A 16330-nucleotide genomic window follows, 5' to 3' on the forward strand; every position below is an offset into this window, starting at 1 on the left:
CATACCCCTGAACCGTATAGTGATCGGGCACTTCACGAACAAACCGGCCAATCGCGGCTTACTCGACGGCAAGGGGGGCCGATGACGGCACCGGACACGACCGCGGAACGGGCCCCCGCCGATCCGCATCCCGCGCAGCGCCGGATCCTGGCCGTGCTCACCGCGTCCCAGGTGCTGGGCGGCATCGGCGTCGGCACCGGCGTCGCGATCAGCACCCTGGCCGCCGCCACGATGTCGGGCTCGGAGGCGATCGGCGGGCTGGCGCAGACCAGCGCGGTCGCGGGCGCCGGGGTCCTGGCCGTCCCGATGGCGCGGGCCGCCGCCCGGCACGGACGGCGCCCCGCGCTCGCCGTCGGCTACGGCGCGGCCGTGGCGGGCGCCGTGATCGCCACCGCCGCCACCGCGCTGGGCCAGTGGCCGCTGCTGATGCTCGGGCTCTTCCTCGCGGGCGGCGGCAGCGCCGGCGGGCTGGCCGCCCGCTACGCCGCCACCGACCTGTCGAGCCCCGGCCGCACCGCCCGCGACCTGTCCACCGTCGTCTGGGCCACCACCATCGGCTCCATCGCGGGCCCCAACCTCGCCGAGCCCGCCGACCGGATCGGCCGGAACCTCGGCCTGGCGCCCTGGGCCGGCCCGTACGCGCTGGCCGCGATCGCCTTCGCGCTGACACTGGCCGCGATCGTCGCCCTGCTGCGCCCCGACCCGCTCCACGCGGCGGCCCCTCCCGCCGACCCGGGGAAGCCCGCCGCGTCCGGCGGCGCGTGGGAGGTGCTGCGGACCGTCCCGCGGGCCCGCCTCGCGGTCGCCGCGATCGTGGTCAGCCACATGGTGATGGTCTCCGTCATGGTCATGACCCCGGTCCACCTGGGCCACGGGCACGCGAGCCTCACCGTCGTCGGGATCGTGATCAGCCTGCACATCGCGGGCATGTACGCCCTCTCCCCGCTCCCGGGCTGGCTGGCCGACCGGTTCGGGCGGATCCCCGTCCTGCTCGTCGGCATGGCGCTGCTGGCCGCCGCGACCGCCCTGGCCGCGGTCTCCGCGCCGCACCACGTCACCCGGCTGTCGGTCGCGCTGGTCCTGCTCGGGCTCGGCTGGTCGTTCGGGCTGGTCGGCGGGTCGGCGCTGCTCACCGAGTCGGTCCCGGCCGGCCGGCGGCCCGCCGTCCAGGGCCTGTCCGACCTGCTCATGAACGGCGGCGCGGCGGTCGGCGGGCTGGCCGCGGGCGCGATCGTCACCGCCCTGTCGTACGGTGCACTCGCAACCGTCGCGATGGCCCTGGTGTTCCCCATGACAGTGGCGCTGCTCCTGACCATGCGAGAGAGAGTGAGTTGACCTCCTCCCCTTCGTAAACGAGGGGGATTCCACCCCGTGGCCTCAGTAGAGGAGGACAGGTTGGGGTTCGCGGTTCGTCCGCTCCGGTACCCCGGGGCGTCCCCGCGCAGCGACGGCCGGTCCGGCCGCCGTGTCCACGAGTGTGCAGAGGAGTCTGATCTCGTGGGCGATGTTGCGTGCCGCGTTCACGTCGGCGTTGCAGGCGAAGCCGCAGGACCGGCACCGGAAGCGCGCTTGGCTCTCGCGCGCCTGCGGGTCGATGGTCCTGCACGCCGAGCAGCGCTGCGAGGTGTACGCGGGGTTGATCTTGTGGACGCGGCCAGGGGCCTTGTGCTCCAGCCGCTCGACCAGCATGGCCCATCCGCTTGCGAGGATGCCCCGGTTCAGTCCCGCCTTGGCGGCGACGTTGCATCCCGGCCTCTCGATAGTGCCTTTGGCGGAGCGGGTCATGCCCCGGGTGTTGAGGTCCTCGACACCGATCGCGTCGTACTCGCGGGCCAGCCTGGTGGAGGTCTGCTCGACCCAGTTCTTGCGGCGGTCGCTCTGGCGGGCCTTGAGTCGGGCGAGCGCGGCTTTGAGTCCGGCGCGGCGGTGGGAGCCGCGCCGGGCGCGCCCGAGTTTGCGGGCCAGCAGTCGCAGGCGCCGCCTCTCTCCGGGGGTGAGGCCGGGGACCTTCAGCAGGTCGCCGGTCGAGAGGGCGGCGCTGACGGTGACGCCGCGATCCACCCCGACCACGCTCCCGTCACCGGGGCCGGAGACCGGGGGCGGGACGTGCGCGAACGCCACATGCCAGCGCCCGGCCCGATCACGGGTCACCCGGTAGGACCTCACACCCTCCGGCACCGGCCGCGACAGACGGAGCCTCACCCACCCGCACTTGGGCACCAGCACCGCACCCCACTTACGCGACAGCCGCTTGACCTGATGGGGTTTGACGCCGACCTGCCGGAACCCCTCATGCACACCCTGCCTTCGCCAGGTGGGGCGCTTGTGCGTCCCGGCGAAGAAGTTGGCCATCGCCTGCGCGAAATCGCGGAGCGCCTGCTGCTGCACGGTCTGCGACCCGGCCCGCAACCACTCGAACTCGGCTCGGGCCTGGGTGAGCTGCCGGGATTGTTCGTTGTAGCCGGGCGCCCCGCCCCGCCGGTGCCGGGACCAGAAGCCGTGCTGCTCCACGGCAAGGTTCCACACGTACCGCGCATGCGCACAATGCCCGAGCAGGGCTTGCTCCTGCTCAGGCGTGGGGGCCAGGCGGTAACGCGGCACGAGGCGACCCTACCCTGCACGCTCGAACACAGGAGCGAAAACGTACTGGATCGCGCCTGGTCAACCGGCATTCGCCCCCAGGGGGCGAATCTCCTTTGTCTACCCTGCTCCGGAGACGTCCGATTCCTCCCCGGCCTCAAGCCGGAGTTTCCACGGAGGTCCTTTGATGAACGAGACCCACACCGCCGCGGCGACGCTCGCGTTCGGCGCGGCCGACACGGCGCTCGGCCGGCTCCTGGTCGGCGCGACCGAGACCGGCATCGCCTGGCTGGGCTGGCGCGACACCCCCGGCACCCGCGCCCGCGCGACCACGCGGGCGGGCCTGCCGGTCGTCGACGACCCCGCCCGGCTCGCCGCCGCCCTCGACGGGCTGGCGGCCTACTTCTCCGGCGAACCGCACGCCTTCGCCCTCCCGATCGACTGGCGCCTCACCTCCCCGCTCCAGCGGCAGGTGCTGACGACGCTGTACGAGTCGGTGCCCTACGGCAAGGTCGTCACCTACGGCGAGCTGGGCGAACGCAGCGGCGCCGGCGTCCCGGCCCAGGCCATCGGCCAGGTCATGGGCGGCAACCCGATCCCCGTGATCGTCCCCTGCCACCGGGTCGTGGCGTCCAACGGCCTCGGCGGCTACAGCGGCGGCTCGGGCGTCGAGGTGAAACGGTGGCTGCTCACCCTCGAAGGCGCCCTCCCCGCGACCCTCGACTGGGACCTCGCCACCGGCCCCTGACGGAAACGTAGAATGAGCCGGTGCCCAGGATCAGCGAACCCACGGTCGCCGAGCACCGGGCGCGCCAGCTGCGCATCCTGCTCGACGCGGCCCGCTCGCTCGTCGCCGAAGAGGGCCTCGAAGCGCTGTCCCTGGCCGCCCTCGCCCGCCGCGTCGGGCTGTCCCGTCCCGGCCTGTACGAGTACTTCCGCTCCCGCGACGACCTGGTCGCCGCGATCGTCGAAGAGGAACTCCCCCGCTGGGCGGCCCTGGTCGAGGGCTCCCTCGACGCCTCCGCCGACCTCTCCGGCAAGGTCGAGTCGTACGTGCGGACCCAGCTCGAGGTCATGACCGACGGGCGGCACGCCGCGGCCGTCGCACTCGTCGAGCACGCGCTGGCCGAACCCGCCCGCGAACGCATCAGGGACGGCCACGCGCAACTGCTGCGCCCCCTGACCGCGGCGCTCGCCGAGAACGGCATCCCCGAACCGGAGCTGCGCGCCGAACTCGTCCAGGGCATCGTCGACGCCGCCGCCAAGCTCGCCCAGCGCCGCCCCGGCGAGACCGCCGCGGCGACGATCGTGGACGCCGCGGTCGCGCAGGCCGTCCGCGGCCTGACCTGAGCCCCGCTCAGCCGTCCGCGCGGATCTCGTACCGGACGCCGGTCAGCGACTCCGACACCTCCCACAGCCGCGCGCCCAGCTCCGGACGCTTGGCCCGGGGATGCGTCACCACCTCGGTCGGAGCGCCCCGATACTGCAGCAGCTTCGGCCCGTAGCAGGCGCCCTCCGCCACATCGGCCGCAGTCGCCGCGTACAGCGTCGGCAGCGCCCCGGCGGCGGCCGACTGCGCGACGACCGTGTTGACGACCCCGGCACCCCGCTCCATGAACCGGCTGCCCTCCATCCGCGGCCCGGTCTGCTGCAGGTTCGTCGCGGCGAAACCCGGATGCGCCGACACGCTCAGCACCTCCGGCACGCGCCGCGCCAGCTCCCGCGTGAACAGCAGGTTCGCCAGCTTGGACTGCGCGTACGCACCCCACTTCTGGTAGCGGCGCTCACCCTGCAGATCGTCGAACCGGATCCTGCCGACCCACGCGAACCCGCTCGTCACCGTCACCACGCGGGGCCCCTCGGCGGCCCGCAGCGCCGGCAGCAGCAACCCCGTGAGCGCGAAATGCCCCAGGTGGTTGGTGCCGAACTGCATCTCGAACCCGTCCGCCGTGGTCCGCCTGGGCAACGCCATGACCCCGGCGTTGTTGACCAGCAGATCCAGCGGCCGCTCGCCCTCGCGGCCCGCGAACTCCCGCACCGACGCCAGGTCCGCCAGGTCCAGCGAGGCCAGCCGCGCCTCGGCGTCCGGCGCCGCCGCCTTCAGCCGGTCGAGGGCCGCCTGCCCGCGCTCGGCACTGCGGCAGGCCAGCACCACCTCGGCGCCGTGCCGCGCCAGCTCCAGAGCAGTGTGGAACCCGATCCCGCTGTTGGCGCCGGTGACGACGGCCCGCCGCCCAGCGAGATCGGGAATGTCAGCAACCGTCCACTTACGCATGGGTCTCATCATTGTGGAGGGGCTACCCTTCACGCCAGTCATTGTGGAGGGGCGACCCTCCACGCCGGTCATTGCCCGGGGGGCGCCCCCCATCCCCGGTGGAGGCTGGGGGTGGCCCCGGGCAATCCGGCGGCTACGCGGGCAGTTTGTTCTCGATGGCCTCGGTGATCTCGGTGGACTCCGGTTCGGTCTGGGGGGAGAAGCGGGCGGCCACGGTGCCGTCGGGGGCGATGAGGAACTTCTCGAAGTTCCAGCGGATGTCGCCGGTGTGGCCTTCGGCGTCCGGGGTGCCGACGAGGGCGGTGTAGAGGGGGTGCCGGCCCTCGCCGTTGACCTCGATCTTCTCGGTGAGGGGGAAGGTGACGCCGTAGGTGGTGGAGCAGAACTCGGCGATCTCCTCGGGGGTGCCCGGCTCCTGGCCCATGAACTGGTTGCACGGGACGCCGAGGACGGTGAAGCCCCGGTCGGCGTAGCGTTCCTGCAGCCGCTCGAGACCGGTGTACTGCGGCGTCAGGCCGCACTTGGAGGCGACGTTGACGATCAGCACGGTGGTGCCCTGGTACTGCGCGAGGTCGGCGGACCCGCCGCGCAGACCCGCGATCTCCACATCGTAGACAGACATGGGCCCGATCCTAGGAGAGGGACCGGGCCTGTCCGCGATCGCCGTCCCCGGGAGGCGGGGACGGCGCGGCTACCGGCTCACGTGCCGATCCCGTTCACGAACGCCGCGAGCTGGTTGCCCGCGTTGCCGAGCTGCGAAAAGGCGTTGTTCACCATGTTGGCCGCATCCCGGGGTGAGCTGAGCACATAGAAGATCAAGAAGACGATGCCGACCCGCTGGAGGTTCTTCTTGTTCATACCGAACGCCGTCCCTTAGTAAGCGCAGCGACACACTGACCCGATTCAATTGTGCCCAGCTGCTCCTGCCCGCAAAGCGATATTTTACTGTCACGATGCGGCCCGCGCTTGATCCCCCCGGGCGGTCGGCGCGCCTCGGAGGGTCCTCAGGGCCTCGAACTGCGGGCTTGCGGCGCGGGTGTTCGCGACGCGCGAAGAAACCCGTGCCCGCGCGGCGTGTCAGGGGATCGCGCTCACGAACTGCGACATGGACTCGGCGGCGCCGCCGAGCCCGCCCAGGGTGCTGTTCACCAGGTTGGCGGCGCCCTCGGGCCGGGTGATCACGTACCAGACCGCGAAGGCGATCGCGATGATCTTCAGGTGCTTCTTGTTCACGTCCCCCACTTTCCGCGTCCACTCGCCTACGGAGAGTAGTTCCCCGGGTGCCGGGGGACGGAGATCAAGCGAGGGTAAAACCCGGCCCGGCGGCGGCTCAGGACACCGAGGGCGGGCCGTGCTCCACGAGATAGCCGATGTAGAGGGGGCGGAGCGCGTCGGCCAGCTCGCCCTCGCCCGCGTGCGTGAACTCCTCCAGCAGCGACAGGCCGTGGAGGAGGTCGAACTTGGCGCGGTCGAGGTTGCCCAGCGAGGCGGCCGCGGCCGGGATGGCCCGCAGCAGCTCCCACAGGAAGCCGACGTCGCGGCGTTCGCGGGCGCGGGCCAGCGCCCGGTCGTGCAGTTCCTTGGACGACAGGTTCTCCAGCCGCGCGGCGGCCTCGGGCGTCACATCGGACATGTCCCGACTGTAACCGCGCGGCCGGTCTTTAACCGTCGGCTACTTGGAGATGACGTCCGCGGGGATCTTCTCGTCGTTCTTCAGGGCGTCGAACAGCCGGCCCGCCTTGCGCTTGTCCCAGGTGATGTACGCGCCCGCGGCCGCCGAGCTGCCGGCCCCGCCGATCGGGACGGCGGTGGTGACGCCGTCGCCGCCGCTGACGCCCTTCATCGCCCACATCATCCGGACCAGGTCGTGCAGGTGGTCGTCCTCGTCCACGAGGAAGTTGCTGGTGGCGTTCAAGGCCAGCGGGACGCCGCGCGCCGGGTTGAAGAGCACGCCGGGGCTGGTGGCCTTCTTCATCAGCGCGCCGAAGAACTGCCGCTGGCGGTCGACCCGGTCGAGGTCGGCGCGGGCAGAGGCGCGGGTGCGGACGTAGCCGAGGGCCTGGGCGCCGTCGAGGGTCTGGCAGCCCGGGGCGAGGTTCAGCCCGGCCTTGGGGTCGCGCATCCGCTCCTTGAGGCACATGTCGACGCCGCCGACGGCGTCCACCACGCCCACGAACCCGCCGAAGCCGATCTCGGCGTAGTGGTCGATCCGGACGCCGGTGGCCTGCTCGACCGTCTTCACCAGCAGCTTGGGGCCGCCGAAGGCGAACGCGGCGTTCAGCTTGTTCATGCCGCGGCCCGGGATGGAGACGTAGGAGTCGCGCGGCAGGCTGATCAGCGAGGTGCCGCCGGATCCGTAGTGCAGCAGCATCATGGAGTCGGTGCGGCGGCCCTGGGCCTTGCCGGTGGCCATCCGCTTGCGGTCGGCGGCCGACAGGCCCTCGCGGCTGTCGGAGCCGACGACCAGCCAGTTGGTGCCCGGGGTGTCGGCCAGCCGCCCCGCCTGGTCCAGCACCGGTTCGCGCTTGAGCCGGGAGTCGAGGTAGAAGTACCCGGCCACGGTGAGGCCGAGCACGATCACCAGCAGCACCGCGAGAACGCGCGGCCAGCGGCGGCGCCTGCGGCGGCGCGGCATGTCGTCGTAGGGGTCCCGACCGCGGAACTGGTCGCCCGCGTAGGGGTCCGCGTACTGGTCGCCCGAGTGGGCACCCCCGTACGGGTCGCGCTCTCCGGCGTACTCCGCCGGCCTTGGCGCGGGCCTGTTGCGTGCCATCCCGCCGTCCTCCCGTCCTGGCCAGGCGTCCGTCATGCCGTAGACCTTAGGGCAAGGCCGCCGCCGGGCGCGTCCCCCCGTCGCATGATTGTCCACAGCTCTAAATCAGCGCGGCATGTGACAAATGCAGCGGAGCCCATCGCCCTGGCGGTGCACACTTCCCGGTGGGTGGTACGTGCGTGCGAGGGGCGGCGGATGGGTTCTCGGCGTGTTTTCTCCATGTTCGAACGGTTGCGCGGGCTCGTCCGCCCGCGCCGGCGGCGCGGGGAGGCGGACCCGGACGCCGCCGCGCTGCCGGAGCTGACGGCGGCGCTCTGGTCGTCCCGGACCCGGGAGCTGCACGAGACCAGCATGCGGACGGTCGCCCGGCGGCTGCCGTCGGTGATCTGGCGGTCGGCCCGGCTGGCCTGGCGGGCCAACCGCGCCGACACCGCCGTCACCATCGGGTGCAACCTGGTCGCGGGGGTGTTCACCGCGTTCGGGCTGCTGGCCACCACCGGGGTGCTGACCGCGCTGTTCAGCGCCGGGCCGACTCCCGACCGGGTGCGGGACGCGCTGCCGTCGCTGGCACTGGTGGCCGGGGCGACCGCGCTGCGGGCGGCGCTGCAGGCGGCGGCCGGGTGGGCGCAGGCCCGGCTCGACCCGCAGGTGGAGCGGCTGGTCGAGCTGCGGCTGTACGAGGCCACCACGGCCGTCGACCTGGCGGCGCTGGAGGACTCGGAGTTCCTGGACGACCTCAAGCGCGCGGAGGGGCGCGGGATGAGGTCGGCTCCGATGGTCGTCCAGCACGCGGTGGACGTCCTCACCGGAGTGGTCGGCCTGCTCGCGGCGGCCGGGACGCTCGGCGTGCTGCACCCGCTGCTGCTGCCCCTGCTGCTGCTCACCGCGGTGCCCGAGGGGTGGGCGTCGGTGCGGGCCGCCCGGATGCGCTACGTCACCGAGCTGACCCTGATCGGCGCGCTGCGGCGCAAGTGGATCCTGTCGAACCTGATGGTCGAGCGGCGGCACGCGGCGGAGATCCGCTCGTTCACCATGCGGGGGTTCCTGCTGGGCGAGTACGACAAGGTCGCCGCGTACCAGCGCGGCGTGGAGCTGGACCTGGCCAGGCGGCAGGCGATCACGCGGGTGTTCGGCGACATGATGCAGGGCGCGGCCACCGGGGGCGTCTACGTCACGCTCGGCCTGATGCTGTGGGCGGGCACGGTGCCGCTGGCGGTGGCGGGGACCGCGGTGCTGGCCATCCGGTCCGGTCAGACCTCGCTGGTCAATCTGGTGTTCGCGGTCAACCGCTGCTACGAGGAGGGCCTGTACTTCGGCGACTATCTCGACTTCTGCGCCGAGGCGGAGGGCCGGGTGCCCGAGCGCGGCGTCCGCGGCGAGGGGACCGAGACGGTGGTGGCCCGGCTGCCCGCGGACTTCGAGCGCATCACCGCCGAGGACCTCACCTTCACCTATCCGGGCGCCGAGACGCCCTCGCTGAACGGGATCTCGCTGGAGGTCCGGCGCGGCGAGGTGGTGGCGCTGGTCGGCGAGAACGGCTCCGGCAAGAGCACCCTGGCCAAGATCCTCGCCGGGCTGTACGACCCGGACGGCGGCGAGATCCGCTGGGACGAGGTCCCGCTGCGGTCCGTCCCGGCCGAGGGGGTGTGGGAGCGCATCGCGGTGATCGCCCAGGAGTACACCCACTGGCCGATGACCGCCCGGCAGAACATCACCATGGGCCGCGCCGCCGGCGAGGAGGAGCTGCTGGCCGCGGCCCGGGCGTCGGGCGCCGCCGAGGTGGTGGACGAGCTCGCGCACGGCTACGACACCCTGCTGGACCGGCGGTTCCAGGGCGGCGCCGAGCTGTCGGGCGGCCAGTGGCAGCGGCTGGCGGTGGCCCGCGGCTTCTTCCGGGACGCCCCGCTGCTGATCTGCGACGAGCCGACCGCCGCGCTCGACGCGCGCGCCGAGCACCACCTGTTCGACCGGATCCGCACGCACGCCGACGGCCGCACCGTGCTGCTGATCACGCACCGGCTGGCCAGCGTCCGCCACGCCGACCGGATCTACGTGCTGGAGCAGGGCAGGGTGATCGAGGAGGGCGACCACGCGGCGCTGATGGCGCGGGGCGGACTGTACGCCGAGCTGTACGAGTTGCAGGCGTCCGCCTACCGGGCCGCCGAGGCCGCGGAGCAGGTTCCGGAGGTCGCGCAGGTTCCGGAGGCGCCGGGGGCGCGGGCCGATCAGATGTAGGGGCCGGTGGGCAGGTCCGGCTCGCGCCTGGCGGGCTCGGACGGGACGTCCTCGGGCCGCAGCAGCCGCACCTCGGCATGGTCCACGTCGTCCTCGTCCACCCCGCCGGTGCCCGGGCCGGCACCGGCGGTGATCCGCTGCGCCTGCCGCGCGATGGCCTCCTCCAGCACGTTGCGCACCAGCCGGGCGTTGCCGAACGAGGCGCCCCGCGCCTCGGCGGCCAGCCTGCGGCGCAGCGCGGCGAGGGCCCCCTCGGCCAGCGCGAACCCCGCCTCCGCGGCCATCGACTCGAAGATCGTGGCGAGCTCGTCGTCGGAGTAGTCGGGGAACCGCAGCGTCTTGGGGAAGCGGGACTCCAGCCCGGGGTTGAACTTCAGGAACCGCTCCATCTCGGCGTCGTACCCGGCCACGATCACCACCAGGTCCGAGCGGTGCTCCTCCATCAGCTTCAGCAGCTCGGCGACCGCCTCGTGGCCGAAGTCGCGGCGGTCGGCGCCGCCCGCGGTGAGCGCGTACGCCTCGTCCACGAACAGCACGCCGCCCAGCGCCCGGTCGATCGCGGCGCGCACGCGGTGCGCGGTCTGCCCGATGAACTCCGCCACCAGGTCGGCCCGGGTGACCTCCACCAGATGACCCGACGACAGCAGGCCGAGCTGGGCGTACACGGCGGCGATCAGCCGGGCGACGGTGGTCTTGGCGGTGCCGGGGTTGCCCATGAACACCATGTGCCGGGTGGGGAAGGCCAGCGGCACGCCCGCCTCCCGCCGCCGCTCCTCCATCCGCGCCTCGGCGACCAGCGCGCTGATCTCGCGCTTGATGTCGTCCAGGCCGATCAGCCGCTCGACCTCCTCCAGGGGGTCGCCGGGCACCGCGTCGCGGCCGGGGGCGAGGGTGTCGGGCACGTCGTCGAGGAGGATGACGTCCAGGGACTCGCTCTCGTCCACGACGCCGTCGGCAAGGACGCGCCGCCCCTGGTTGGCCACCGCCCGGTCCAGGAGGCCGTTCATGGTGCGGGCGTTGCCGAAGCCGCGGTCGCGCGGCGCGGCCCGCACCAGCGCGGCGACCCGGTCGAGCACGCCGTCGGCCAGGGCGAACCCGGCCGCGGCGGCCTTCGCCCGGAACACCTCGACCAGTTCCTCGTCGGTGAGGTCGGGGAAGCGGACGGTGCGGGGGAAGTAGGCGGCCAGCTCCTCGTGCGACTTCAGCAGCCCGTTCAGCTCGGCCTCGGGGCCGGTGAGCACGACCACCAGATCAGCGGGATGGGCCTGGACGGCGCCCAGCAGGACGTCCACGATCTCCCGGCCGCGGACCGCCTCCGCCGAGGCGAACGCGTGCGCGTCCCGTACCAGCAGCACGCCGCCCACGGCGCGCTCCACCGCGCGCCGCACCTTCACCGCGCTCTCGCTGCTGTACTCGCCCAGCAGGTCGGCCCGGTCCACCTCGAACAGGTGCCCGGTGGACAGCACCCCGAGGTCGGCGTACACGGTGCCGAGGATCTGCGCGACCTTGCTCTTGCCCGTGCCCGGGTTGCCGGCGAAGACCAGGTGGCGGGGACGGGCGGCGACCGCCATGCCCGCCTCCTCGCGCAGCCGCGCCGCCTTGGCCTCGGCGACCAGCGCCGCGACCTCCCGCTTGACCGGCTCGATCCCGGCCATCGCGGCCAGCTCGGCCAGCGGGTCGTGCGCGGTGCGCACCCCGGCGATCAGGCGCTGCGACAGGTCGGCCGAGGTGACCTCCAGGTCGGCTCCGGAGCCGGCGGGCGCGGCGGCGCGGGTCCGGGCCGCGGTCACCGCCTGCGCGGCCAGATGCTCGGCGAGCCGGGCGCCGCGCAGGTTGTGCAGCGGCGGGGTACGGGAGAGCAGCACGCCGGCGGCCGCGGCCACCGACCGCGCCACCGGCACCCCGCGCGCGGTCACGGCGCGGTGGAACAGCTCGGCGTACTCCTCCTCGCCGAACTCGCGGGTGCGGGTCACCTCGAAGGCCCGCACCAGCGCCGGGTTGGCGTCGAACAGCCGCCGGTCGCCGCCTGGACGGCACAGCGCCACCACGTCCAGGCCGGGCGAGCGCGCCATCAGCCGGCGCAGCTCCTCCAGCGCCGCGGCCCCGCAGCGCTCGTAGCCGGTCAGCCGCTCCAGGTCGTCGATCACCAGCAGCAGCCGTCCCTCGACGCACTCGCGGACCCGGGCCTGCAGCCACAGCACGGCGTCGCTGACGCCGAGCGAGGCGAACACCTGGTCGGAGATCCACAGCGCCTCCCGGATCACCCCGCGGCGGGCCAGCAGGCGCTCCAGGATCTCGGCGGCGGTGCCCTTGCCGGTGCCCTCGGAGCCGGAGACCAGCAGGCGCGCGGGCCTCTCCCCCGCCAGGCGGGCGACGAGGACCTCGCGCAGCGCCCGGGTGAGCTCGGGCTGCCCGACCAGCAGCCCGGACAGCACGTCGTCCTCTTCGCGCGTCGCGGTCTCGGCGCCGGTCTCACTGTCGGTGCCGGTGCCGGTCTCGGCTTCCGCGCCGGGGCGCGCCTCCAGGGCCTTTGGAGCCTGCGGGGACGACCTGCTCAGCCACTCCCCCAGCGGGTTGGCGACCGGGCGGTGGTCGAACAGCCGCCGCAGGTCGTGCTGGAACGCGCGGACCGGCACCCGGCAGCGCGGGCTGGTCGGCGACTCGGGCAGGCCCTGCGCCGCGCCGGTCACCCGCACCGCCATGTCCAGCCAGGCGCGGCACGCGTCCGCCTCCCCGGCCACCAGGCCGCGCGCCAGCCACGCCCGCGTCTCCTGCTGCCACGCCTCGGCCGCGAAGCCCTGCCCCAGCGCCCGCACGCGGTCGACCAGGTTCTCGTAGCGGGCGGTGCCCAGCGTGACCGCCATCTCGGCGGGCACGGACGTCACCTCCGCGGCCAGCAGCAGCCGCGCCAGGGCCGTCTCCAGCGGGACGTCGTCACCGACCGCCCCGGCGAGCCGCTCGTGCGCGGCGCCCAGGCCCTCGCACACCCAGCCCAGGTAGCCCAGCGGACCGGCCAGCTCGGGCAGCACCGCCAGCGTCTCGTCCGGCAGGCCGGCGTTCCACCACGCCTCCAGCCGGTCCTGCGGGACCGTCATCGCCTCCTCGCGGCGCGCGGGATCGCCCAGCCGCGCGTCGAAGAGGTCCATCAGCGCGGCCCGGCGCCGCTCCAGCGGCTCCAGGCCCTCGAAGACGTCCAGGCCGTCCCGGGCCAGCTCGTGCATCACCGCGCGGCGCTCGCGGTCGTCGCCCGCCGGCTCGGGCAGCCACAGCCCCGGCGGGCGCCACCGCCCGCCCTGGGTGAACCACGCCAGCGGGTCGCGCACCGCGGGCTCGGGCGTCGCCAGGAACTCCCCCAGCAGCTCGTAGTCCACGTCGCCGCGGGACCCGCCGCGCAGCGCGGACGCGCCGAGCAGGAACGTCAGCAGCGACCACTGCTCGGCGCCCGCCGCCGAGGTGCCCGGACCGTAGAACTCGCTGAGCTGCCGGGTGAGGACGACGGCGCGGGGATCACGGTTGAACTCCAGCGCCCGCTCGCGCATCTCCTCGTACGCCCCGTCGGGTACCCGCCACGGTCCGTGCGCGTAGACGTCCAGGACCGGTTCGTCGGTGAGGAGCAGTTCGAGGTGTTCCGGCAACCGTGGGGCGCTCAACTGGCTGGGCCCTTTCCTGCGCGTTCCTGAAGGGTTCCTGTGCGGTTCCTGCGGGGTCTTCGGCGTGGACGGACATCACGTCTGGCATGCACCCTACGGCGCTCCGCGACCGCGCACACCTCCCGCCGCGCACGGCGGGTCAGGGCCGCCCGGCGGCCGCGCCACGGGGACCCGGCGGTGCGGCGGGTTGGCAGACCGGCACTCCTCATGGATAGTTGTCACATGGAAAGCATCCGTGCACCCCGCCCCGGATGTCCCCAGCGGAGAGGAAGCCGCCGTGCTCCCCTTGGACGTGACCGCCCTCCGGCAGGACGGCCGCGCCGTCGTACGGCTGCGTGGTGAGCTCGACATCGCCAACGGCGACGACCTGCGCGACCGGCTGCGCGCCGCGCGCCGCTCCTACGGCGACCACCTGATCCTGGACCTGACCGATCTGCGGTTCATGGACTCGCACGGACTGTCGATCATCATCGACTGCTACAAGGCGGTCTCGGCCTCCGGCGGCGGCCTGGTGCTGGCCGCGCCGCGGCCGATCGTCCGCCGCACGCTGGAGATCACCGGCCTGCACCGGCGGATCACCGTCACCCCCACGGTCGAGGAGGCGATCGCCGCGCGCCCCGACCCCGACCCGCGCCCTGCCCCGCAGCCCGACCCGCACCCTGATCCGCACCCCGACCCGGCCCCCCGCCCGACCTGACGCGCCCGGCGTCTCCCCGAGATCCCCGGGGACGCGCCCGGCCCGCGCGCCGCGGGAACCCCCGCGACGCGCGGCCCACGGCTCGTCTCAGAGCGGCGAGGGCGTGGGGCGCTTGGGCCCGCGGCCGTCACCCGAGGAACGCCCCGTCGCGCGCCGTCCGATCCACGGCAGCAGGTACGTCCTGGCCCAGTGGACGTCCTCGCGGCGCGACACCAGCCAGCCGGCCGCCTCGCCGGGCGGCCACGGCTCGCGCCAGTCGCCCGCCGCCGGCACCCCCAGCACCTGCGCCACCAGCAGCGCCATCCGCCGGTGCCCCTCCGGGGACAGATGCAGCCGGTCCTCGTACCAGGCCCGCGCGTCGTTGAACACGCGGCTCGACCACAGGTCCACCACGTCGCAGCCGCGCCGGTCGGCGATCGCGCGCAGGTGCATGTTGTACGTGGCGGCCCGGCCGCGGATGCGGTGCCCGGCGCGCAGCCCCCGGGTGTCGAAACCGGTGAAGATCACCACCCGGGCGCCGGTGGCCCGCAGCCGCTTCACCGCGTCGTCGAACAGCACCGCGAGCGCGTCCGGATCCGCGCCCGGGCGGATCATGTCGTTGCCGCCCGCGCAGAAGGTCACCAGGTCCGGCTCCAGCTCGACGGCGCACGGCACCTGGTCGGCCACGATCTGGCGCAGCAGCTTGCCGCGCACCGCCAGGTTGGCGTACCGCAGCCCGGGATCGCGCTCGGCCAGATGCTCGGCCAGCCGGTCCGCCCAGCCGCGGAAGCGGTCGCGCTCCCCGGGGTAGGGGTCGTTCAGGCCCTCGGTGAAGCTGTCCCCGATGGCGACGTACGTACCGACCTGTTCCAGGGCGTCCATCGCATCACCTCGAACGGTTTCGTCCATACTTGCGAGGAATAATGATGCAGCGTACACACATCCCGCGCGAGCGCGGGAGCCCACCCCGGGCGCTCCGCCCCGGCGGGCTCAGGTCCAGGTGGGCGAGGTGGTGCCCAGCGGACCGCCGGGCGGGCCGGGACGGCCGGGCCGGCCGGGCGGACCGGGCGGACCCGCCTGCGGGACCGGGGCCCCCGCCCCCGCCGCGGCCGAGTGCATCCCGATCGCGTGCTTCACCAGCGTGATCAGCACCTGCTTGGTGGACTCCCGGGTGCGCGCGTCGCACTGCAGGATCGGCACGTGCGCACTGATCGACAGCGCCTCCCGGATGTCCTCGGCGCCGTAGGGGAACTCGCCGTTGAAGCCGTTCACCCCGACCACGAAGGGCAGGCCCAGCTCCTCGAAGTAGTCGACCGCGGCGAAGCAGTCCTCCAGCCGCCGGGTGTCGACCAGCACCACCGCGCCGATCGCGCCCTTGACCAGGTCGTCCCACATGAACCAGAAGCGGTGCTGGCCCGGCGTGCCGAACAGGTAGAGGATCAGCTCCGAGTCCAGCGACACCCGGCCGAAGTCCATCGCGACCGTGGTCGTCGTCTTGTCCGGCACCGCCGACAGGTCGTCCACGTCGGCGCTGGCCGCCGTCATCACCGCCTCGGTGGTCAGCGGCATGATCTCCGACACCGACCCGACGAAGGTCGTCTTGCCCACCCCGAAACCGCCGCCCACGACGATCTTCACCGAGGTCAGTTCGGGCTCCCCGCCCGGCCCGGCCGGCGGCGGGGCCTGATCAGAGGTTCCGAAGGCCACTGAGCACCCTTTCTAGAAGGCGGAGGTCCGGCTGCGCGCCGGTGGGACGCGACTGGTGCAACCGCAGCAGTCCTTCGAGGCACATGTCGGCGATCAGCACCCGGGCCACGCCGAGCGGCAGCCGCAGCAGCGCCGAGACCTCGGCCACGGAGCGGGCCGACCGGCACAGGTCCATGATCGCCCGGTACTCGGGGGTCAGCGCCGCCACGTCCCGCGGCGGGTAGGGCGTGGCGGTGACCAGCGCCTCCATCGCCAGGTCGTACCTCGGCTTGGTGCGCCCGCCGGTGACGGCGTACGGGCGCACCAGGGAGCTGGTCTCGGGCTCCTGCGGCCGTCCCGGGGGGCGCCCTCCTGGAGGGCCGGGCTCACCTCCCCAGCGCGGCGGGCCACCGGGACCGGCTCCCCAAGGACTGCCTCGATCCATCTCGCCGACC

At 73.7% G+C, this 16330-nt stretch carries 16 protein-coding genes; 5 read left to right on the top strand and 11 right to left on the bottom strand.

Annotation, left to right across the window (positions count from 1 at the left end):
* Positions 1–81 precede the first annotated feature (81 nt).
* On the top strand, positions 82–1335 hold the full coding sequence (locus ACZ466_RS04810; RefSeq protein WP_378282040.1) for an MFS transporter: 1254 nt from the start codon (positions 82–84) through the stop codon (positions 1333–1335).
* Between the two features lie 42 nt (positions 1336–1377).
* Here the strand turns inward: ACZ466_RS04810 and ACZ466_RS04815 are convergent, their stop codons facing one another.
* Positions 1378–2601, bottom strand: a complete 1224-nt coding sequence (locus tag ACZ466_RS04815) for an RNA-guided endonuclease InsQ/TnpB family protein (protein ID WP_378282039.1) — start codon at positions 2599–2601, stop codon at positions 1378–1380.
* Positions 2602–2767: 166 nt separating this feature from the next.
* Between ACZ466_RS04815 and ACZ466_RS04820 the strand changes: the two genes are divergently transcribed.
* Positions 2768–3328, top strand: coding sequence for a methylated-DNA--[protein]-cysteine S-methyltransferase (locus ACZ466_RS04820; RefSeq protein WP_378282038.1), 561 nt, complete (start codon positions 2768–2770; stop codon positions 3326–3328).
* Positions 3329–3348: 20 nt separating this feature from the next.
* Positions 3349–3930 (top strand): TetR/AcrR family transcriptional regulator, encoded by a 582-nt coding sequence (locus ACZ466_RS04825; RefSeq protein ID WP_378282037.1) that lies wholly within the window; start codon positions 3349–3351, stop codon positions 3928–3930.
* 7 nt (positions 3931–3937) lie between these two features.
* On the opposite strand, the gene ACZ466_RS04830 is transcribed toward ACZ466_RS04825, so the two are convergent.
* The 6 genes from ACZ466_RS04830 to ACZ466_RS04855 form a co-directional block, all read right to left on the bottom strand.
* Positions 3938–4855: an oxidoreductase gene (locus ACZ466_RS04830; RefSeq protein ID WP_378282036.1), complete on the bottom strand. Its 918-nt coding sequence runs from the start codon at positions 4853–4855 to the stop codon at positions 3938–3940.
* Between the two features lie 133 nt (positions 4856–4988).
* Complete coding sequence (locus tag ACZ466_RS04835; protein WP_378282035.1) at positions 4989–5477, bottom strand: glutathione peroxidase; 489 nt, start codon at positions 5475–5477, stop codon at positions 4989–4991.
* A gap of 77 nt (positions 5478–5554) precedes the next feature.
* Entirely contained in the window at positions 5555–5713 is a 159-nt protein-coding gene (locus tag ACZ466_RS04840; RefSeq protein WP_378282034.1) for a hypothetical protein, read from the bottom strand.
* A gap of 219 nt (positions 5714–5932) precedes the next feature.
* Positions 5933–6088: a hypothetical protein gene (locus ACZ466_RS04845; RefSeq protein WP_378282033.1), complete on the bottom strand. Its 156-nt coding sequence runs from the start codon at positions 6086–6088 to the stop codon at positions 5933–5935.
* A gap of 97 nt (positions 6089–6185) precedes the next feature.
* Positions 6186–6488 carry a hypothetical protein gene (locus tag ACZ466_RS04850; RefSeq protein ID WP_378282032.1) on the bottom strand — a complete coding sequence of 101 codons (303 nt, stop codon included), beginning with the start codon at positions 6486–6488 and terminating at the stop codon, positions 6186–6188.
* A 39-nt stretch (positions 6489–6527) separates the two neighbouring features.
* Entirely contained in the window at positions 6528–7664 is a 1137-nt protein-coding gene (locus ACZ466_RS04855) for an LCP family protein (protein WP_378282031.1), read from the bottom strand.
* 183 nt (positions 7665–7847) lie between these two features.
* Here ACZ466_RS04855 and ACZ466_RS04860 point away from each other — a divergent pair, with 183 nt between their 5' ends.
* Positions 7848–9863: an ABC transporter ATP-binding protein gene (locus ACZ466_RS04860; RefSeq protein ID WP_378282030.1), complete on the top strand. Its 2016-nt coding sequence runs from the start codon at positions 7848–7850 to the stop codon at positions 9861–9863.
* Here the strand turns inward: ACZ466_RS04860 and ACZ466_RS04865 are convergent.
* Positions 9854–13513, bottom strand: a complete 3660-nt coding sequence (locus tag ACZ466_RS04865; RefSeq protein WP_378282029.1) for an AAA family ATPase — start codon at positions 13511–13513, stop codon at positions 9854–9856. The two genes, ACZ466_RS04860 and ACZ466_RS04865, sit on opposite strands and share 10 nt — an antisense overlap.
* 277 nt (positions 13514–13790) lie before the next feature.
* On the opposite strand from ACZ466_RS04865, the gene ACZ466_RS04870 reads away from it, so the two are divergent.
* On the top strand, positions 13791–14210 hold the full coding sequence (locus ACZ466_RS04870; RefSeq protein WP_378282028.1) for an anti-sigma factor antagonist: 420 nt from the start codon (positions 13791–13793) through the stop codon (positions 14208–14210).
* Between the two features lie 87 nt (positions 14211–14297).
* Here ACZ466_RS04870 and ACZ466_RS04875 read toward each other — a convergent pair whose 3' ends face one another.
* From ACZ466_RS04875 to ACZ466_RS04885, 3 genes are all read right to left on the bottom strand, one after another.
* On the bottom strand, positions 14298–15071 hold the full coding sequence (locus ACZ466_RS04875) for an SGNH/GDSL hydrolase family protein (protein ID WP_378282027.1): 774 nt from the start codon (positions 15069–15071) through the stop codon (positions 14298–14300).
* Positions 15072–15179: 108 nt separating this feature from the next.
* The gene (locus tag ACZ466_RS04880; RefSeq protein ID WP_378282149.1) at positions 15180–15836 is read right to left on the bottom strand and encodes a GTP-binding protein; all 657 of its coding nucleotides are present in this window, start codon (positions 15834–15836) and stop codon (positions 15180–15182) included.
* Positions 15837–15876: 40 nt separating this feature from the next.
* Positions 15877–16320: a DUF742 domain-containing protein gene (locus ACZ466_RS04885; protein WP_378282026.1), complete on the bottom strand. Its 444-nt coding sequence runs from the start codon at positions 16318–16320 to the stop codon at positions 15877–15879.
* Between the last annotated feature and the right edge of the window lie 10 nt (positions 16321–16330).

The organism is Actinomadura rugatobispora (assembly GCF_055379765.1).

Bases quoted from the DNA above. Each gene is read 5' to 3' on its own strand.
- ACZ466_RS04840 (WP_378282034.1), bottom strand. From the start codon at position 5,713: ATGAACAAGAAGAACCTCCAGCGGGTCGGCATCGTCTTCTTGATCTTC.
- ACZ466_RS04835 (WP_378282035.1), bottom strand. From the start codon at position 5,477: ATGTCTGTCTACGATGTGGAGATCGCGGGTCTGCGCGGCGGGTCCGCC.
- ACZ466_RS04860 (WP_378282030.1), top strand. From the start codon at position 7,848: ATGTTCGAACGGTTGCGCGGGCTCGTCCGCCCGCGCCGGCGGCGCGGG.
- ACZ466_RS04830 (WP_378282036.1), bottom strand. From the start codon at position 4,855: ATGCGTAAGTGGACGGTTGCTGACATTCCCGATCTCGCTGGGCGGCGG.
- ACZ466_RS04850 (WP_378282032.1), bottom strand. From the start codon at position 6,488: ATGTCCGATGTGACGCCCGAGGCCGCCGCGCGGCTGGAGAACCTGTCG.
- ACZ466_RS04810 (WP_378282040.1), top strand. From the start codon at position 82: ATGACGGCACCGGACACGACCGCGGAACGGGCCCCCGCCGATCCGCAT.
- ACZ466_RS04820 (WP_378282038.1), top strand. From the start codon at position 2,768: ATGAACGAGACCCACACCGCCGCGGCGACGCTCGCGTTCGGCGCGGCC.
- ACZ466_RS04885 (WP_378282026.1), bottom strand. From the start codon at position 16,320: ATGGATCGAGGCAGTCCTTGGGGAGCCGGTCCCGGTGGCCCGCCGCGC.
- ACZ466_RS04855 (WP_378282031.1), bottom strand. From the start codon at position 7,664: ATGACGGACGCCTGGCCAGGACGGGAGGACGGCGGGATGGCACGCAAC.
- ACZ466_RS04875 (WP_378282027.1), bottom strand. From the start codon at position 15,071: ATGGACGCCCTGGAACAGGTCGGTACGTACGTCGCCATCGGGGACAGC.